The following is a 14175-nucleotide window of genomic DNA, read 5'->3' as shown; positions in this document are numbered from 1 at the left end:
GAGAATACCAAGCACGCTAACATTCTTGGCGAGGATTAGGCGAGAGGAAAGACCGAGCGGACCAAGTCACAATGCATAACCTGTGGGAGCGAACCTGCTCGCGATAGCGGAATTTCAGCTTGCATGGTTGCTGACTGATCCACTGCTATCGGGAGCAGGCTCGCACCCACAAGGGATGTATGTTGTTTCTTCTTAGTCCTACGCTGCCCGCAGCGAAATAAACGTATAGTCCAGCGGCGTGCCCGTCACGACCTGCGCCCCACAGGCCGCGACCTGGCCGGCCAGGTCCTCACCGGACAGGTGGAGTTGCCATTCACCGGCTTGCTGCTCCAGCGGCTGCAAACGCACCCGATCGATCGTCGTGGCGAAGGCAGTCATGTCTGGCAGGTACGCGGTAAACCCATCGCCCTTCAACGCGGCGGTGTGGATGCCCAGCGCTGCGCAGATGCGCTCCTTGATGCGGATGTCCTCGCGATCGGCCTGACGCGAACGTTCGATCAGCCCGGCCAGTTCCCGGTCCACCAGCTCGCCTCCCACGATCAACTGCGGTCCGGTCTCCCACGATTCCGGGGGGCATTCCTTCACGGCGATATTGAGCGGGATGTGCGGGTTGATTTCCATCGGATAGATGCGACAGACCAACGGCCGGCGTTCATAGATCCGGCACAGGTTTTCTTCGTCAAGATTGCGGCAACGGCCGGCATTGTAGGCGGCGAAGGTGATCGCTACGAACGCTTCGGTGGTGCCGCTGCGGACCACCACCGAGCGACGTTGCGCATGTTCGTGCTGTGCCGCCGGCAGGCCGAGACCATTGGACAGGAATGCTTCTACCAGGACGATAACCTGGCCTCCATCGTGAGCCCACATTCTGGCCTCGTCGAGGGTGAGGGGAACATGGTGATCGCTGCAGCATTTGCCGCAGCCTACGCAGGAAAACCGTGTGTTCATTGAGCGACCGATCGGGAAGGAAAGGGGCGACAGAAAAACGCCGTGACGGGTCGGGCCGAAGCAAGTTGTGCGCCAGGCGGGAGGGCGCTATCGCGAGCAGGCTCGCTCCCACACGTCGTGTGGGAAAGGCTTGCCCGCGATCAGCGATTACGAATCAGTGACCCTGTTCGGCAACCGCCTTGGCCGCGGTGATCAGGCACTTGGTCAGTTCCGGTGAAGAGAACTTGGTCAGCACGCCGTTGGCCCCGGCCAACCGGGCCTTCTCGGCGTTCATGGCGCTGTCCAGGGAGGTGTGCAGCAGCACGTAGAGATGAGCGAAGTCCGGGGTTTCACGCAGGGTGCGGGTGAGGGCGTAGCCGTCCATTTCCGACATTTCGATATCGGAAACGATCAGGTTGATCTGCCCTGCGGTGCCTTGCAAATCCAGCAGGCACTCGATGGCTTCCTTTGCGCTGCGGGCGGTGTGGCATTGCAGCCCCAGGTTACGCAGGGTGTGCACCGATTGTTGCAGCGCTACCTGACTGTCGTCGACCACCAGGATCCGTGCGTTGCCCAACACTTCGGCGTCTTCCATGCTCAGCTCGGTAGGCGCGGTTTCGATCTGCGCCGGGGCAATGCCGTGGATGACTTTTTCGATGTCCAGTACCTGTACCAGCGTGCCGTCCACCGAGGTCACGCCGGTAATGAACGCACGATTACCACCGGAGCCGTAAGGCGGCGGTTTGATGTCGGTGGTCAGGCAATGCACGATCTTGCTGACTGCCTGTACGTGCAGACCCTGCTTGGACCGGCTGACATCGGTGACGATCAGGCACCCGCCATCCGGATCTTCCAATGGCCGCTCGCCGATGGCACGGCTCAGGTCAATCACCGACAGCGAAGTGCCACGCAAGGTCGCGATGCCTTTTACGTGGGGGTGCGACTCCGGCAGTTTGGTCAGTGGCGGACACGGGATGATTTCACTGACCTTGAGCAGGTTGATTGCCATCAGCTTGCCGCTGCGCAAAGTAAACAGCAGAAGCGAAAGTGAATCTGCGCGGGCTTTGTTGGAAGACATAAAAACCTTCTGTGTAAAAAGGTGGGGCGAACATGAAGTTCGCCAGAACAGCTGGTGATATTGGGTTATCGACTTGTCCGGGGCAGGCTTTAGGATAAAAGCTGTCGACATCCGAATTCCGGCCCGCGGCCTGTGAATACACGACCTGTGGCGGTTGCAGAGGGGCTACCTGAGCCCCAACCGCCGGGCCATCCGACCCAGGTTCGCCCGGTCCAGGCCCAATTCCCGGGCGGCACTGGCCCAGTTGTGTTGATGGCGCTCCAGGCTGGCGCCGATCATTTTGCGCTGGAAATCATCCACGGCTTCGCGCAGGTCGCCTGCCAGAGGTCCCCCGTCCTGAGCAGGGGCGTCGGACGGGATAGGATTCTGAGCAGTGACTTGGGGCAAGTCCAGATCCTGGGCACCGAGGCTGAGGATCTTTGGTCGTGCCGGGCATCGGCCCAAGGCTTTCAAGGCGCTGCGGCCGATCAGGTGTTCCAGTTCGCGCACGTTGCCCGGCCAGTCGTAGGCCAGCAGCGCGGCCTGGGCATCGCTGCTCAGGCGCAGGCTGCCCAGGCCCATGCGCGAGCGGTTCTGTTCCAGGAAAAAGCCGCTGAGCAGCAGCACGTCCCGCCCGCGATCCCGCAAGGCCGGCACCTGCAAGGGGTAGACGCTGAGGCGGTGGTAGAAGTCGGCCCGATACCGACCGTTACGCACTTCTTCGGCAAGGTCACGGTTGGTGGCGGCGATCAGGCGCACGTCCACCCGGTGCTCCTTGTCCGAACCCAAGCGCTGCAACTGGCCGCTTTGCAGCACCCTGAGCAATTTGGCCTGGACGGTGAGGGACAGTTCGCCCACTTCATCGAGGAACAAGGTGCCGCCATTGGCCAGCTCGAATTTGCCGCGCCGGTCGCTGGTGGCCCCGGTGAACGCGCCGCGCACATGGCCGAAGAGTTCGCTTTCCACCAACGTGTCCGGCAGGGCGGCGCAGTTGAGGCTGATCAGTGGCTGTTCGGCACGTTGGGAGGCGGCATGGATGGCCTGGGCGACCAGCTCCTTGCCAACGCCGGTCTCGCCGGTGATCAACACCGTCAGGTCGCTGCCGGCCACCAGGTTGATCTCTTCCATCAGGCGTTTATGGGCCTTGCTCTGGCCAACCATGTCCCGCTGTTGCTGGCCGCTGGCCTGGCGATAAACCTCGGCGCGGCGGTGTTCGTCCTCGGCTTTCAGGGCCAGGCGTTCGATGCGCTCGGCCGCACTGACTGTGGCGGCGGCGAGGCTGGCAAAAGCTTGCAGGGCCCCCAGGTCGATCGGCTCGAAGCGCTCCGGGTCGAGGGCGTCCAGGGTCAGCAGGCCCCAGGGGCGCTCGTCGACGAACAGCGGACAGCCCATGCAATCGTGCACTTCCAGATGCTCGTCGAGGCCTTCGACCAGCCCGTCGTACGGATCGGGCAGGTCGCTGTCGGTGGCGAAACGGGTGGGGTTCGGGTTGGCCAGCAGCGCTTCGAAGCGCGGATGTTCGCTCACCCGGAATCGCCGACCCAGGGTATCGGTGCTCAGGCCGTCCACCGCCAAGGGCACCAGGCAATCCCCATCCAGGCGCAGCAACGCGGCGGCGTCACAAGGCAGCAGGGCCCGCAGGGCACCGAGCAGGCGGCGATAGCGCTCGCCTTCGGGGAGTTCGCGGGAAAGGTCTGCCACCAGAGGGAGCAGGGCGGTCAGCAGAGAGGTTGCGGTCATAATGACTCCATGTAGTCATCAAGACTATAAAGCTCCTTGCGTCTTTATGACTACATAATTCTTAACATACTGAAATATAAAGAAAAAATATCTGGCATGAAAACTGATAACCAGAGGCATCTGTTGTCAGTCCTTGCATGGAGTCACCTTATGCTTAGCCGAGAAGACCGCGCCATCATCCGCTCCACCGTGCCATTGCTGGAAAGCGGTGGAGAAGCGCTCATCACTCACTTCTATCGCATGATGTTGTCCGAGTATCCCCAGGTACGCCCTTTGTTCAACCAGGCTCACCAGGCCAGCGGCGACCAACCCCGTGCCTTGGCCAACGGTGTATTGATGTATGCGCGGCACATCGACCAGCTTGACCAGTTGGGCGACCTGGTGGCGAAAATCGTCAATAAGCACGTGGCCTTGCAGATCCTGCCAGAGCATTACCCGATCGTTGGCGCCTGTCTGTTGCGGGCCATTGCCGAGGTGCTGGGTGAAGAAATCGCCACCCCCGAAGTGATTTCCGCCTGGGGAGCGGCCTATAACCAACTGGCCGACATCCTCATCGGTGCCGAAGCCGGTATGTATGACCAGAAGGCCGCGGCGCCGGGCGGCTGGCGTGGCGAACGCGGGTTCATCCTGACCGCCAAGGTGCAGGAAAGCTCGGAGATCACCTCGTTCTACTTCGAACCGGCGGATAAGGGACCGATCCTGGTAGCCGAGCCCGGCCAATACATTGGCATGAAACTGCTGCTGGACGGTGAAGAAGTACGGCGCAACTATTCCCTGTCGGCCCTGGCGGACAACGGTCAGTACCGGATCAGCGTCAAGCGCGAAGCAGGTGGGCGGGTGTCGAACCACTTGCATGACGATTTCCACATCGGCGACAGCATCCTGCTGTTCCCGCCGTCCGGAGATTTCTACCTGACTGACAGCGACAGGCCCCTGGTGCTGATCAGCGGCGGCGTCGGCATCACCCCGACCCTGGCGATGTTGCAGGCGGCACTGCAAACCGAGCGACCGGTGCATTTCATTCACTGCGCACGCAACGGCCGGGTGCATGCCTTCCGTGACTGGATCGACGACCTGGCCAAGCGACACCCGCAGCTCAAGCGCTTCTATTGCTACGACGAAGACGACGGTTCCAGCCCCGCCGACAAGGTGGGGTTATTGAGCCAGGAGCAACTGGCCAAATGGCTGCCGGAGCAGCGTGATGTGGATGCCTACTTCCTCGGGCCGAAGGGCTTCATGGCGGCGGTAAAGCGCCACCTCAAGAACCTGGGCGTGCCGGATGAGCAGAGCCGCTACGAGTTCTTCGGGCCGGCGGCTGCGCTGGAATGAAAGCAGGCCGCTGACCCGGGGAACCGGGTCGCCGCTATCGCGAGCAGGCTCGCTCCCACATAGGTTCCGAGTGAACGCCAAGTCTGTGTTCACAGCGGACCAAATGTGGGAGCGAGCCTGCTCGCGATAGCAACCGTACAGTCGCCATAAGGCCGAATAGCCTCCCGCAATTAATCCGCACTTAACGCTCTTGCTGTTTATTCCCTCCCAAAGTTGACGCCTGTCGCTCGTTCACTGTCATGGTCAGCGTGTAGACTTCGGCCATCCGACAGCGCGCCGAGTGTCTCTGAGCTGTGCGTCGATCCATGCCTACAAAAGGGAAACGCAATGAGTGAGGAAATGATCCGGTTGGGCCGTGAGCGGCGCTACCTGGTGCTGTTGGGAGTGATCTGCCTGGCGCTGATCGGTGGCGCGTTGTACATGCAGGTAGCCCTCGGTGAAGCGCCGTGCCCCCTGTGCATCCTGCAGCGCTATGCGTTGTTGCTGATCGCGATCTTCGCCTTTATCGGCGCGGCCATGCGCACCCGTCGCAGCCTGACAATCTTCGAAGGCCTCGTGGTGCTCTGTGCCTTGGCCGGTGCGGGCGTAGCGGGGCATCACGTGTATACGCAGTTCTTTCCCGCGGTGAGCTGCGGCGTCGATGTGCTGCAGCCGATTGTCGACGACCTGCCATTGGCAAAAGTCTTCCCGCTGGGGTTCCAGGTCGATGGTTTCTGCTCCACCCCGTACCCGCCGATCCTGGGTCTGTCCCTGGCGCAATGGGCGCTGGTGGCGTTCGTGCTGATCGTGGTGCTGGTGCCTTTGCTGGTATCACGCAATCGCAAGCAGCTTCGCTGAAACGCCTGATCGAGACGCCCCGGTTTTCTTCTGGAGAGCCGGGGCGTTTTGCGTTTCAGGCGTGGGCGGGATCGACCTTGATCCGGGACAAGATTGACCTGCGACAGTCTGCGACATGTTGTCACATATCTTGCGTCATCCGACCCTTCCGGGACGTGAATATACAACTCGCTCTGTAACAAAAAGAGCAGCCGAAGCGTTCAGTCTCACCGCGCACTCAGCCTCGACAGCAGGCACTTTTAACAGCGAAGCGCTGACCGGCGAATGCCCCGGAAAATGGGCACTTTGCAGGTATGTCTAACTGTGTAAACCCAACCAGGCTGTCTAAATCGGGCGAAGTAGACCTACGTTTTTTAGGGTTCTTGTTGAGAATGAATTTCGATAACATGCGGTCGCGTTGCAATATGCGCAAGAGATTATTGCCGGTTCGGATAAAAATTATTTCGGGATGAGACATGGTCTACAGCGCTCCAGCTCACTACAATCGCCCGCACCGAATATCCGACCCGGCTCAGGCTTGAGCGCGAGAGATGGTCGAAGGGCGTTCGCGCCCCATGCGATCCCAGGTGTCGGTGCCTTCCAACTACCCGCACCAAATGGAATTGGGCTGTAACAAGGCCTTTTACCGACGAATTCGAATAAGAACTCACTGCTGGTCCAGGATGTGTCGAACAGCGTCTGACGCTCGACGGACAGCCCTTATTCAAATCCAAGAAAATGCCAACCCTTGGCAGGGTGAAGTGTTGGCGATCAAAACCCAACTGCATTGCGCAAGCTGCTTTAGAGGTCGTGAGATGAGTAAAAACAGGTACCCCCGATTACTAGGCTTGTTGCCGCTGCTCGGCACGTTGCTGCTGGGAGGCTGCAACATGACCTTGCTCGATCCCAAGGGCCAGGTTGGCCTGGATGAACGAAACCTGATCATCACCGCCACGCTGCTGATGTTGTTGGTCGTCGTGCCGGTTATCGTCATGACCTTCCTGTTCGCCTGGAAGTATCGCGCCTCCAACACCCAGGCTACGTACACGCCGAAGTGGTCGCACTCGACCAAGATCGAAGTGGCCGTATGGACCATCCCGGTGCTGATCATCATTGCCCTGGGTTATGTCACCTACAAGTCGACCCACGCCCTGGACCCGTATCGTCCGTTGGACTCCGACGTCAAGCCGGTCACCATCGAGGTAGTGTCGATGGACTGGAAGTGGCTGTTCATCTACCCGGAACAAGGCATCGCCACCGTCAACAAGATCGTGTTCCCGGCCCACACGCCGATCAACTTCAAAGTCACCTCCGACACTGTGATGAACTCGTTCTTCATCCCGGGCCTGGGTGGCCAGATCTACGCAATGGCGGGCATGCAGACCAAGTTGCACCTGATCGCCAACCAGAACACCGAACTTGAAGGTATCTCCGCCAACTACAGCGGCGCGGGTTTCACCGGCATGAAGTTCAAGGCAGTCGCCACGACTCAGGAAGAATTCGACGCCTGGGTCAACGAAGTGAAGAAGGCACCCAAGCAGCTTGAAAAAGCTGAATACGAAGCCCTTTCCAAACCGAGCCAGAACAACCCAGTCGAACTCTACTCGTCGGTTACGCCGAACCTGTTCCAGACCATCATCGACAAATATGAAGGGATGAATCCAGGCAAGCCGATGCACCACGAGAAGCACGAGAAGGAAGTGGCGCACAACATGGAAGGGATGGACATGAGCTCGCATTCAGCTGCCGGGGCAGAGGAGTAAACGATGTTTGGTAAATTAAGTTGGGAAGCGATCCCGTTCCACGAGCCGATTGTCATGGTGACCCTCGCCATCATCGCGCTCGGTGGTCTGGCGCTGTTCGCCGGGATCACTTATTTCAAGAAGTGGACCTACCTGTGGACCGAGTGGCTGACGTCCGTCGACCACAAGAAAATCGGCGTGATGTACATCATCGTCGCCATGGTCATGCTGCTGCGCGGCTTTGCCGACGCCATCATGATGCGTACCCAGTTGGCCATGGCCACCGAGGGTTCGCCTGGCTACCTGCCGCCTGAACACTATGACCAGATCTTCACCGCCCACGGTGTGATCATGATCATCTTCATGGCGATGCCATTCTTCACCGGCCTGATGAACCTGGCAGTGCCGCTGCAGATCGGCGCCCGTGACGTTGCTTTCCCGTTCCTGAACTCCCTGAGCTTCTGGCTGCTGGTTTCCGGCGTGGTGCTGATCAACGTTTCCCTGGGTGTCGGCGAGTTCGCCAAGACCGGTTGGGTCGCCTATCCGCCGTTGTCGGGGCTGCAATACAGTCCGGGCGTCGGGGTGGACTACTACATCTGGGCGCTACAGCTATCCGGATTGGGGACAACGCTGACCGGGGTCAACTTCCTGGCCACCGTGCTGAAAATGCGTACCCCTGGCATGAAACTGATGGACATGCCGATCTTCACCTGGACCTGCACCTGGGCCAACGTCCTGATCGTCGCTTCCTTCCCGATCCTGACGGCTACCCTGGCACTGCTGACGCTTGACCGCTACATGGATTTCCACATTTTCACCAATGAACTGGGTGGAAATCCGATGATGTACGTCAACCTGTTCTGGGCCTGGGGTCACCCCGAGGTGTACATCCTGATCCTGCCGGCGTTTGGTATCTTCTCCGAAGTCATCTCGACGTTCTCGGGCAAGAAACTGTTCGGCCACCACTCCATGATCTACGCCTCCGGCGCGATCTCGGTGCTGGGCTTCATGGTCTGGCTGCACCACTTCTTCACCATGGGTTCGGGTGCCAGCGTCAACGCCTTCTTCGGCCTGGCGACCATGCTGATCTCGATCCCGACCGGGGTGAAACTGTTCAACTGGCTGTTCACCATTTATCAGGGCCGTCTGCGGTTCACCAGCCACGTGCTGTGGACCCTGGGCTTCATGGTGACCTTCGCCATCGGCGGCATGACCGGCGTACTGCTGGCCATTCCGGGTGCTGACTTCGTCCTGCACAACAGCCTGTTCGTGATCGCGCACTTCCATAACGTGATCATCGGCGGCGCGGTGTTCGGCTACATCGCCGGCTTCGCCTTCTACTTCCCGAAAGCGTTCGGCTTCAAGTTGCACGAAGGCTGGGGCAAGGGCGCGTTCTGGTTCTGGATCACCGGCTTCTTCGTCGCGTTCATGCCGCTCTATGCACTGGGCTTCATGGGCATGACCCGTCGCCTGAATACCACCACCAACCCTGAGTGGGTGCCGTACCTGTACGTCGCCATGTTCGGTGCGGTGTTGATCGCGGTCGGTATCGCCTGCCAGTTGATCCAGCTGTACGTCAGTGTGCGTGATCGCAACAAACCAGAGAACATGTGCGAACACGGCGACCCGTGGAATGCCCATACCCTGGAGTGGTCGACCTCTTCGCCACCGCCGTTCTACAACTTTGCCGTGCTGCCGAAAGCGGACGTCATCGACCCGTTCACCGAAGCCAAGGAAAACGGTACTGCGTACCAGCCTGCGGCCAAGTACTCGCCGATCCACATGCCGAACAACACCGCCACCGGTGTAGTCATGGGCGGCCTGTTGACCGTGTTCGGCTTCGCGATGATCTGGCACATCTGGTGGTTGGCCATCGCCAGCCTGGTCGGCACCGTGGTGTATTTCGCCATCCATGCCGCCCGTGACGATCAGGGCTACATGGTGCCGGTGGATGTCATCGAGCGCATCGAAGCCGAGCAGCACAAACGTCTGGTCGCGGCAGGGAAAATCCCGGCCACCGCCACCCGTGTTGAAACCTCGTTGGAACAGGCTTAAACCATGTCGAACTTAGTGACCAATGTTGGACACGCCCATGGTCATGACCATGGGCATGATGACCATCACCACGACTCGGGCGAGATGACCGTATTCGGTTTCTGGCTCTACCTGATGACCGACTGCATTCTGTTCGCGTCGATCTTCGCGGCCTATGCGGTGCTGGTAAACAACGTCGCCGGTGGCCCGTCGGGCCACGACATCTTCGAACTGCCGTACGTACTGGGCGAAACCGCTCTGCTGCTGTTCAGCTCGATCACCTACGGCTTCGCCATGCTGGCGCTGTACAAGGGCAAGAAAACCCAGGTACTGGGCTGGCTGGCCATGACCTTCCTGTTCGGTGCCGGCTTCATCGGCATGGAGATCAACGAGTTCCACGTGTTGATCTCCGAGGGCTTCGGTCCTAACCGCAGCGGTTTCCTGTCCGGGTTCTTCACCCTGGTCGGTACCCACGGTCTGCACGTGACCAGCGGCCTGATCTGGATGGCGATCATGATGTACCAGGTCCATAAAAATGGCCTGACCGCCACCAACAAGACCCGTCTGAGCTGCCTGAGCCTGTTCTGGCACTTCCTGGACGTGGTGTGGATCTGCGTATTCACCGTTGTTTATCTGATGGGGACCCTGTAAATGGCTAACGCTCATTCCCATGATGGCCACGACGCCGGCCACGGCAGCGTCAAGTCCTACGCCATCGGTTTCATCCTGTCGGTGATCCTGACCGTCATTCCGTTCGGCCTGGTGATGTACCCGTCGCTGCCCAAGAGCCTGACCCTGTGGATCATTCTGATCTTCGCCGTGGTCCAGGTTCTGGTGCACCTGGTGTACTTCCTGCACCTGGATCGCTCCGCCGCACAGCGTAACAACGTGATTGCGTTTGTCTTCGCTGCGCTGGTGATCGTCCTGCTGGTCGGCCTGTCGTTGTGGATCATGTTCAGCATCCACACCAACATGATGGCGCACTGAGGAAAGTCCGGATGTCCTTAAAGCACTTTATCCAAATCACCAAGCCGGGGATCATTTTCGGTAACGTGCTTTCTGTGGCAGGCGGGTTTTTCCTGGCCTCGAAAGGGCATGTCGATCTGGCCATCTTCCTGGCGGCGATGATCGGCACGTCCCTGGTGGTCGCGTCCGGTTGCGTGTTCAACAACTGCATCGACCGCGACATCGACATCAAGATGGAGCGCACCAAAAACCGTGCGCTGGTCCAGGGGCTGATCCCGGTGCAATTGGCCCTGGCGTTCGCCACGGTGCTGGGCGTGGCTGGTGTGGCGCTGTTGTATCGAGTAGCCAACCCATTGGCGGCGTTGTTCGCGGTCATCGGGTTTGTCATCTACGTCGGCCTCTACAGCCTGTACCTCAAGCGCAAGTCGGTTCACGGCACGCTGGTGGGCAGCCTGTCGGGGGCGATGCCACCGGTGATCGGCTACGTGGCGGTCAGCAACAGCTTCGACATGGCCGCGCTGACGCTGCTGGTGATGTTCAGCCTGTGGCAGATGCCGCATTCCTATGCCATCGCGATCTTCCGCTTCAACGATTACCTGGCCGCCTCGATTCCGGTCCTGCCGGTCAAGCGCGGCATCCGGGTGGCGAAGAAGCACATCCTGCTCTACATCCTGGCCTTCCTTGTGGCGACCTTGATGCTGACCTTCAGCGGCTACGCCGGCATGAGTTACCTCGCCGTCGCCGCCGCCATGGGCATGTACTGGCTGTACATGGCCTGGACTGGCTACAAGGCGGTGGATGACACGGTCTGGGCACGCAAGCTGTTCGTGTTCTCGATCTTCACCATCACGGCCCTGAGCGTCATGATGTCCCTGGACTTCAAGGTGCCAAGTGAGCTGTTGCTGACTTACGCGCCTTAAGTCCAGACGCTACATAAAAAGCCCCGCCTTCGAGAGAAGTGCGGGGCTTTTTTCATGGCGCGCAGCTTTGAGCAGTATCGTTTGTCATCTGCAGCAATAGATGGGTGGGTGTTGAACTATAAGCAATTTGCCTATAGTTTTGCCATGCGCACTCAATTTTTTGAAACCTCGTCATTTACTGCCACCGTAAGCCGTTACCTGACGGACGATGAATATCGCTTGCTTCAAACTCATCTGCTGCAACACCCGGGCGCAGGGGATCTCATGTCTCGTACCGGGGGGGGGGGCCGTAAGTTGCGCTGGGCGGACGGGCGTCGTGGCAAGGGGAAGCGAGGAGGGTTGCGGGTTATCTACTATTGGCTTATGAATGATGGCCAATTCTGGAGGTTTGCGATTTATGACAAGGACGAGTTGGAAAACCTGACCTCGGATCAGGAAAAAACGCTCAAGCGGGCCATAGACGCAGAGTTGAAAGTACGAGGTACCTTATGAAAAAGCGCGATCTGTTTGCCGAGCTGATGCAAGGCGTCGACGAGATGGCTGCTCATCGGGAGGGCAAGATCACCCTTCGTCAGATATCGATTGAAGACAAGCCCGCTCCCGAGGTGTCGGCGCAGGAAATTGTTGCTCTGCGCGACAAGCTCCACATGTCTCAGGCGGTTTTTGCCAAGAGCATCAGAACCAGTCCGGGTACGCTTAGAAATTGGGAACAGGAGAAGTCCAAACCCAATGCCCAGGCGGCTCTGTTGATCAAACTGGTCGAAAAGTTTCCAGACATGGTCGAGCGGCTTGGGGCTGTTTGAGCATTCTCTCTCAAGAAAAAGCCCCGCCTTCGTGAGAAGCGCGGGGCTTTTTCTTGGACGTTTTCTGGGCTGTTGTGGGAGCGAGCCTGCTCGCCATAGCGGTGGTTCAGCTTGCATGGATGTTGGATGTGCCGACGCCATCGCGAGCAGGCTCGCTCCCACAGGAGATCGGCATGGCACAGGAAATTATGTGTCTGATGAAGATCCAATGTGGGAGCGGGGCGGCGCTTTACTGCTGGGCGATGCTGTAGCCGTCGAACGCTTTCTGCTGTTGCAGGGCGGTGACGATGCTTTTGCGGGTGGCCTGGTGTTCGGTGCCTTCGTTATCCAGGAAGGTTTCGCTTTCCAGCTCGGCGTCGTCGCCTTCGCCCACGAAATTGAAGCCCAGGAACTCGAAGGCTTCGCGGTCGACGTTCGGCTTGGAACGCGGCGTGCGCAGGGGCAGGGTGACGCTGATGCCATCCTTGCTGATGACAAATACTTCCGTTTCTTTCTTGGCGCGCGAGGCTTTGCTCTTGCTGCCGCTCGGGTTGCTGATGGCCTGGTGTGTCTGGTTCAGTACTTTCAGAGCCAGGCCATAAACCAGTTCCTGGAACGCCGGATCGTCTTTGTAGCTCGACAGGATGCGGCTGATGGGGAAGCGGCTGCTCAGGTCTTCCAGGGCCGCGAAATCGGCGGCTTCGGCATCCTTGAGTTGCTTGAGCTGGCCCATCAGTTCGTAGGCTTTGTCATCGTCGAACGCATCGTGAGCCTGGCGGATGGCGCTGCGCAGTTCGCGGATCTGATCGCTTTCGCGGTTTGACTGGAAGGCATCGAGCACCATCTCACTGATGCTTTTGGCCTGGGGCAGATGCTGTGAAAGATTGATGGAGTTTTCGTATTCCGCTTTGGACGACAGGGTGACTACGGATTCAGCGGTGTTGGAATCGGACATTGAAATTTCACTACTTCTGTTAGCGGGATGAGGCGAGAAAGGCATGGCGCTTTTTTTCGGTCGCCTAATCTATTGGAGGCGGGCGGCATTGTCACGGTTGAACCGGCGACAGGCCGTCTTTTATTGTCGGGGGCAATATTCAGCTGCCCATCAGCGTCTCCAATCGCAGCGCATCGGGTATCGCGGCACCGCTGGCCGTGTTGTCGAAAATGCACCAGGTCGGCGTATCGGGCTCGCTGTTCAATTGCCTGGCGAGCTGTTCCAGCCAGATGTCTTCATAGGACGAATGATAAATTCGCGGTGAGCCGTGCAGCCGGTAATAACGAACCCCGCGCCATCCCGCAGGTTGAGCGCCGCCGGGTAAGGGCGATGGGTCGGCGGCGACGCGACCGATGCGCTCGTCTTGCAGCAGAGCTGTGACGTGCTCCGCAAGCCAGCTCGGATGTCGCGGCTCAAGCACGGCATGGCCTTGATAACGATCGCGCAAGGCTTTGAAAAACGACTCCCCCACCGCAGCCTCGAAGGCCAGCGACGGCGGTAACTGAATCAACAGGCAGCCCAGCTTTTCACCCAACTGCGAACACTGCCCGAGAAATTCATCCACCAGCCCCTCGCAATCGCGCAACCTCCGTTCGTGAGTGATCTGCTTGGGCACCTTGACCGAAAAGCGAAAACCCGGAGGAACGCTGTCGGCCCACTTTGCATAGGTGGCGGGGCGGTGCGGACGGTAGAACGAACTGTTGATCTCCACGGCCGGGAAGCGGGCGCTGTAGCGCTGCAGGTGCGTCCCTTCGCAGGGGAAGGTTGGCCATTGCTCTCGGGGCAGTGACCAGCCAGCGCAGCCCAGGTAAAGGCGTGAGCGAGAGGGGAGAACGGTCGGCAAGGGCGGAGCCTCGGGTTGCAAGCG

Annotated in this window: 14 protein-coding genes; 9 read left to right on the top strand and 5 right to left on the bottom strand. The window is 59.4% G+C overall.

The genetic code is table 11. The annotated features are described in order from the left end of the window. Nucleotides 1-198: 198 nt before the first annotated feature. The 3 genes from EGM97_RS01345 to norR all read right to left on the bottom strand — a co-directional run bounded on the left by EGM97_RS01345 (nucleotide 199) and on the right by norR (nucleotide 3724). A complete protein-coding gene (locus EGM97_RS01345; RefSeq protein WP_238961513.1) occupies nucleotides 199-948 on the bottom strand; it encodes a YkgJ family cysteine cluster protein in 750 nt (249 codons plus the stop codon). A 154-nt stretch (nucleotides 949-1102) separates the two neighbouring features. Then, nucleotides 1103-2005: a chemotaxis protein CheV gene (locus EGM97_RS01340; RefSeq protein WP_053152413.1), complete on the bottom strand. Its 903-nt coding sequence runs from the start codon at nucleotides 2003-2005 to the stop codon at nucleotides 1103-1105. Between the two features lie 165 nt (nucleotides 2006-2170). Continuing rightward, nucleotides 2171-3724 (bottom strand): nitric oxide reductase transcriptional regulator NorR, encoded by a 1554-nt coding sequence (gene norR / locus EGM97_RS01335; RefSeq protein ID WP_238961512.1) that lies wholly within the window; start codon nucleotides 3722-3724, stop codon nucleotides 2171-2173. A gap of 150 nt (nucleotides 3725-3874) precedes the next feature. Between norR and hmpA the strand changes: the two genes are divergently transcribed. The 9 genes from hmpA to EGM97_RS01290 all read left to right on the top strand — a co-directional run bounded on the left by hmpA (nucleotide 3875) and on the right by EGM97_RS01290 (nucleotide 12334). Continuing rightward, nucleotides 3875-5053: an NO-inducible flavohemoprotein gene (gene hmpA / locus EGM97_RS01330; RefSeq protein WP_238961511.1), complete on the top strand. Its 1179-nt coding sequence runs from the start codon at nucleotides 3875-3877 to the stop codon at nucleotides 5051-5053. A gap of 327 nt (nucleotides 5054-5380) precedes the next feature. Further along, nucleotides 5381-5890, top strand: a complete 510-nt coding sequence (locus EGM97_RS01325) for a disulfide bond formation protein B (RefSeq protein WP_238961510.1) — start codon at nucleotides 5381-5383, stop codon at nucleotides 5888-5890. Nucleotides 5891-6684: 794 nt separating this feature from the next. Further along, on the top strand, nucleotides 6685-7632 hold the full coding sequence (cyoA, locus tag EGM97_RS01320) for a ubiquinol oxidase subunit II (protein ID WP_238961509.1): 948 nt from the start codon (nucleotides 6685-6687) through the stop codon (nucleotides 7630-7632). Nucleotides 7633-7635: 3 nt separating this feature from the next. Further along, entirely contained in the window at nucleotides 7636-9666 is a 2031-nt protein-coding gene (cyoB, locus tag EGM97_RS01315) for a cytochrome o ubiquinol oxidase subunit I (protein ID WP_238961508.1), read from the top strand. A gap of 3 nt (nucleotides 9667-9669) precedes the next feature. Beyond that, entirely contained in the window at nucleotides 9670-10296 is a 627-nt protein-coding gene (locus EGM97_RS01310; protein WP_238961507.1) for a cytochrome o ubiquinol oxidase subunit III, read from the top strand. Next, nucleotides 10297-10632, top strand: coding sequence for a cytochrome o ubiquinol oxidase subunit IV (cyoD, locus tag EGM97_RS01305; protein ID WP_039591596.1), 336 nt, complete (start codon nucleotides 10297-10299; stop codon nucleotides 10630-10632). It abuts the gene before it with no gap. 11 nt (nucleotides 10633-10643) lie between these two features. Beyond that, nucleotides 10644-11531: a heme o synthase gene (gene cyoE / locus EGM97_RS01300; RefSeq protein WP_025211928.1), complete on the top strand. Its 888-nt coding sequence runs from the start codon at nucleotides 10644-10646 to the stop codon at nucleotides 11529-11531. A gap of 144 nt (nucleotides 11532-11675) precedes the next feature. Then, entirely contained in the window at nucleotides 11676-12023 is a 348-nt protein-coding gene (locus EGM97_RS01295; protein ID WP_238961632.1) for a toxin, read from the top strand. Continuing rightward, entirely contained in the window at nucleotides 12020-12334 is a 315-nt protein-coding gene (locus EGM97_RS01290) for a helix-turn-helix domain-containing protein (RefSeq protein WP_144922999.1), read from the top strand. Before EGM97_RS01295 ends, EGM97_RS01290 begins: the two co-directional genes overlap by 4 nt. A gap of 229 nt (nucleotides 12335-12563) precedes the next feature. On the opposite strand, the gene EGM97_RS01285 is transcribed toward EGM97_RS01290, so the two are convergent. Beyond that, a complete protein-coding gene (locus EGM97_RS01285) occupies nucleotides 12564-13268 on the bottom strand; it encodes a hypothetical protein (protein ID WP_238961506.1) in 705 nt (234 codons plus the stop codon). A 139-nt stretch (nucleotides 13269-13407) separates the two neighbouring features. Continuing rightward, nucleotides 13408-14151: a DUF72 domain-containing protein gene (locus EGM97_RS01280; RefSeq protein ID WP_238961505.1), complete on the bottom strand. Its 744-nt coding sequence runs from the start codon at nucleotides 14149-14151 to the stop codon at nucleotides 13408-13410. Nucleotides 14152-14175: the final 24 nt, after the last annotated feature.

The sequence above is a fragment of the Pseudomonas sp. AF32 genome (genome assembly GCF_022342325.2).
In the GTDB taxonomy this organism is placed as follows: Bacteria; Pseudomonadota; Gammaproteobacteria; order Pseudomonadales; family Pseudomonadaceae; genus Aquipseudomonas; species Aquipseudomonas uvaldensis.
This window is presented reverse-complemented; position numbering and strand designations above follow the sequence as displayed.

Bases quoted from the DNA above. Each gene is read 5' to 3' on its own strand.
- EGM97_RS01345 (WP_238961513.1), bottom strand. From the start codon at position 948: ATGAACACACGGTTTTCCTGCGTAGGCTGCGGCAAATGCTGCAGCGAT.
- EGM97_RS01340 (WP_053152413.1), bottom strand. From the start codon at position 2,005: ATGTCTTCCAACAAAGCCCGCGCAGATTCACTTTCGCTTCTGCTGTTT.
- norR (WP_238961512.1), bottom strand. From the start codon at position 3,724: ATGACCGCAACCTCTCTGCTGACCGCCCTGCTCCCTCTGGTGGCAGAC.
- hmpA (WP_238961511.1), top strand. From the start codon at position 3,875: ATGCTTAGCCGAGAAGACCGCGCCATCATCCGCTCCACCGTGCCATTG.
- EGM97_RS01325 (WP_238961510.1), top strand. From the start codon at position 5,381: ATGAGTGAGGAAATGATCCGGTTGGGCCGTGAGCGGCGCTACCTGGTG.
- cyoA (WP_238961509.1), top strand. From the start codon at position 6,685: ATGAGTAAAAACAGGTACCCCCGATTACTAGGCTTGTTGCCGCTGCTC.
- cyoB (WP_238961508.1), top strand. From the start codon at position 7,636: ATGTTTGGTAAATTAAGTTGGGAAGCGATCCCGTTCCACGAGCCGATT.
- EGM97_RS01310 (WP_238961507.1), top strand. From the start codon at position 9,670: ATGTCGAACTTAGTGACCAATGTTGGACACGCCCATGGTCATGACCAT.
- cyoD (WP_039591596.1), top strand. From the start codon at position 10,297: ATGGCTAACGCTCATTCCCATGATGGCCACGACGCCGGCCACGGCAGC.
- cyoE (WP_025211928.1), top strand. From the start codon at position 10,644: ATGTCCTTAAAGCACTTTATCCAAATCACCAAGCCGGGGATCATTTTC.
- EGM97_RS01295 (WP_238961632.1), top strand. From the start codon at position 11,676: ATGCGCACTCAATTTTTTGAAACCTCGTCATTTACTGCCACCGTAAGC.
- EGM97_RS01290 (WP_144922999.1), top strand. From the start codon at position 12,020: ATGAAAAAGCGCGATCTGTTTGCCGAGCTGATGCAAGGCGTCGACGAG.
- EGM97_RS01285 (WP_238961506.1), bottom strand. From the start codon at position 13,268: ATGTCCGATTCCAACACCGCTGAATCCGTAGTCACCCTGTCGTCCAAA.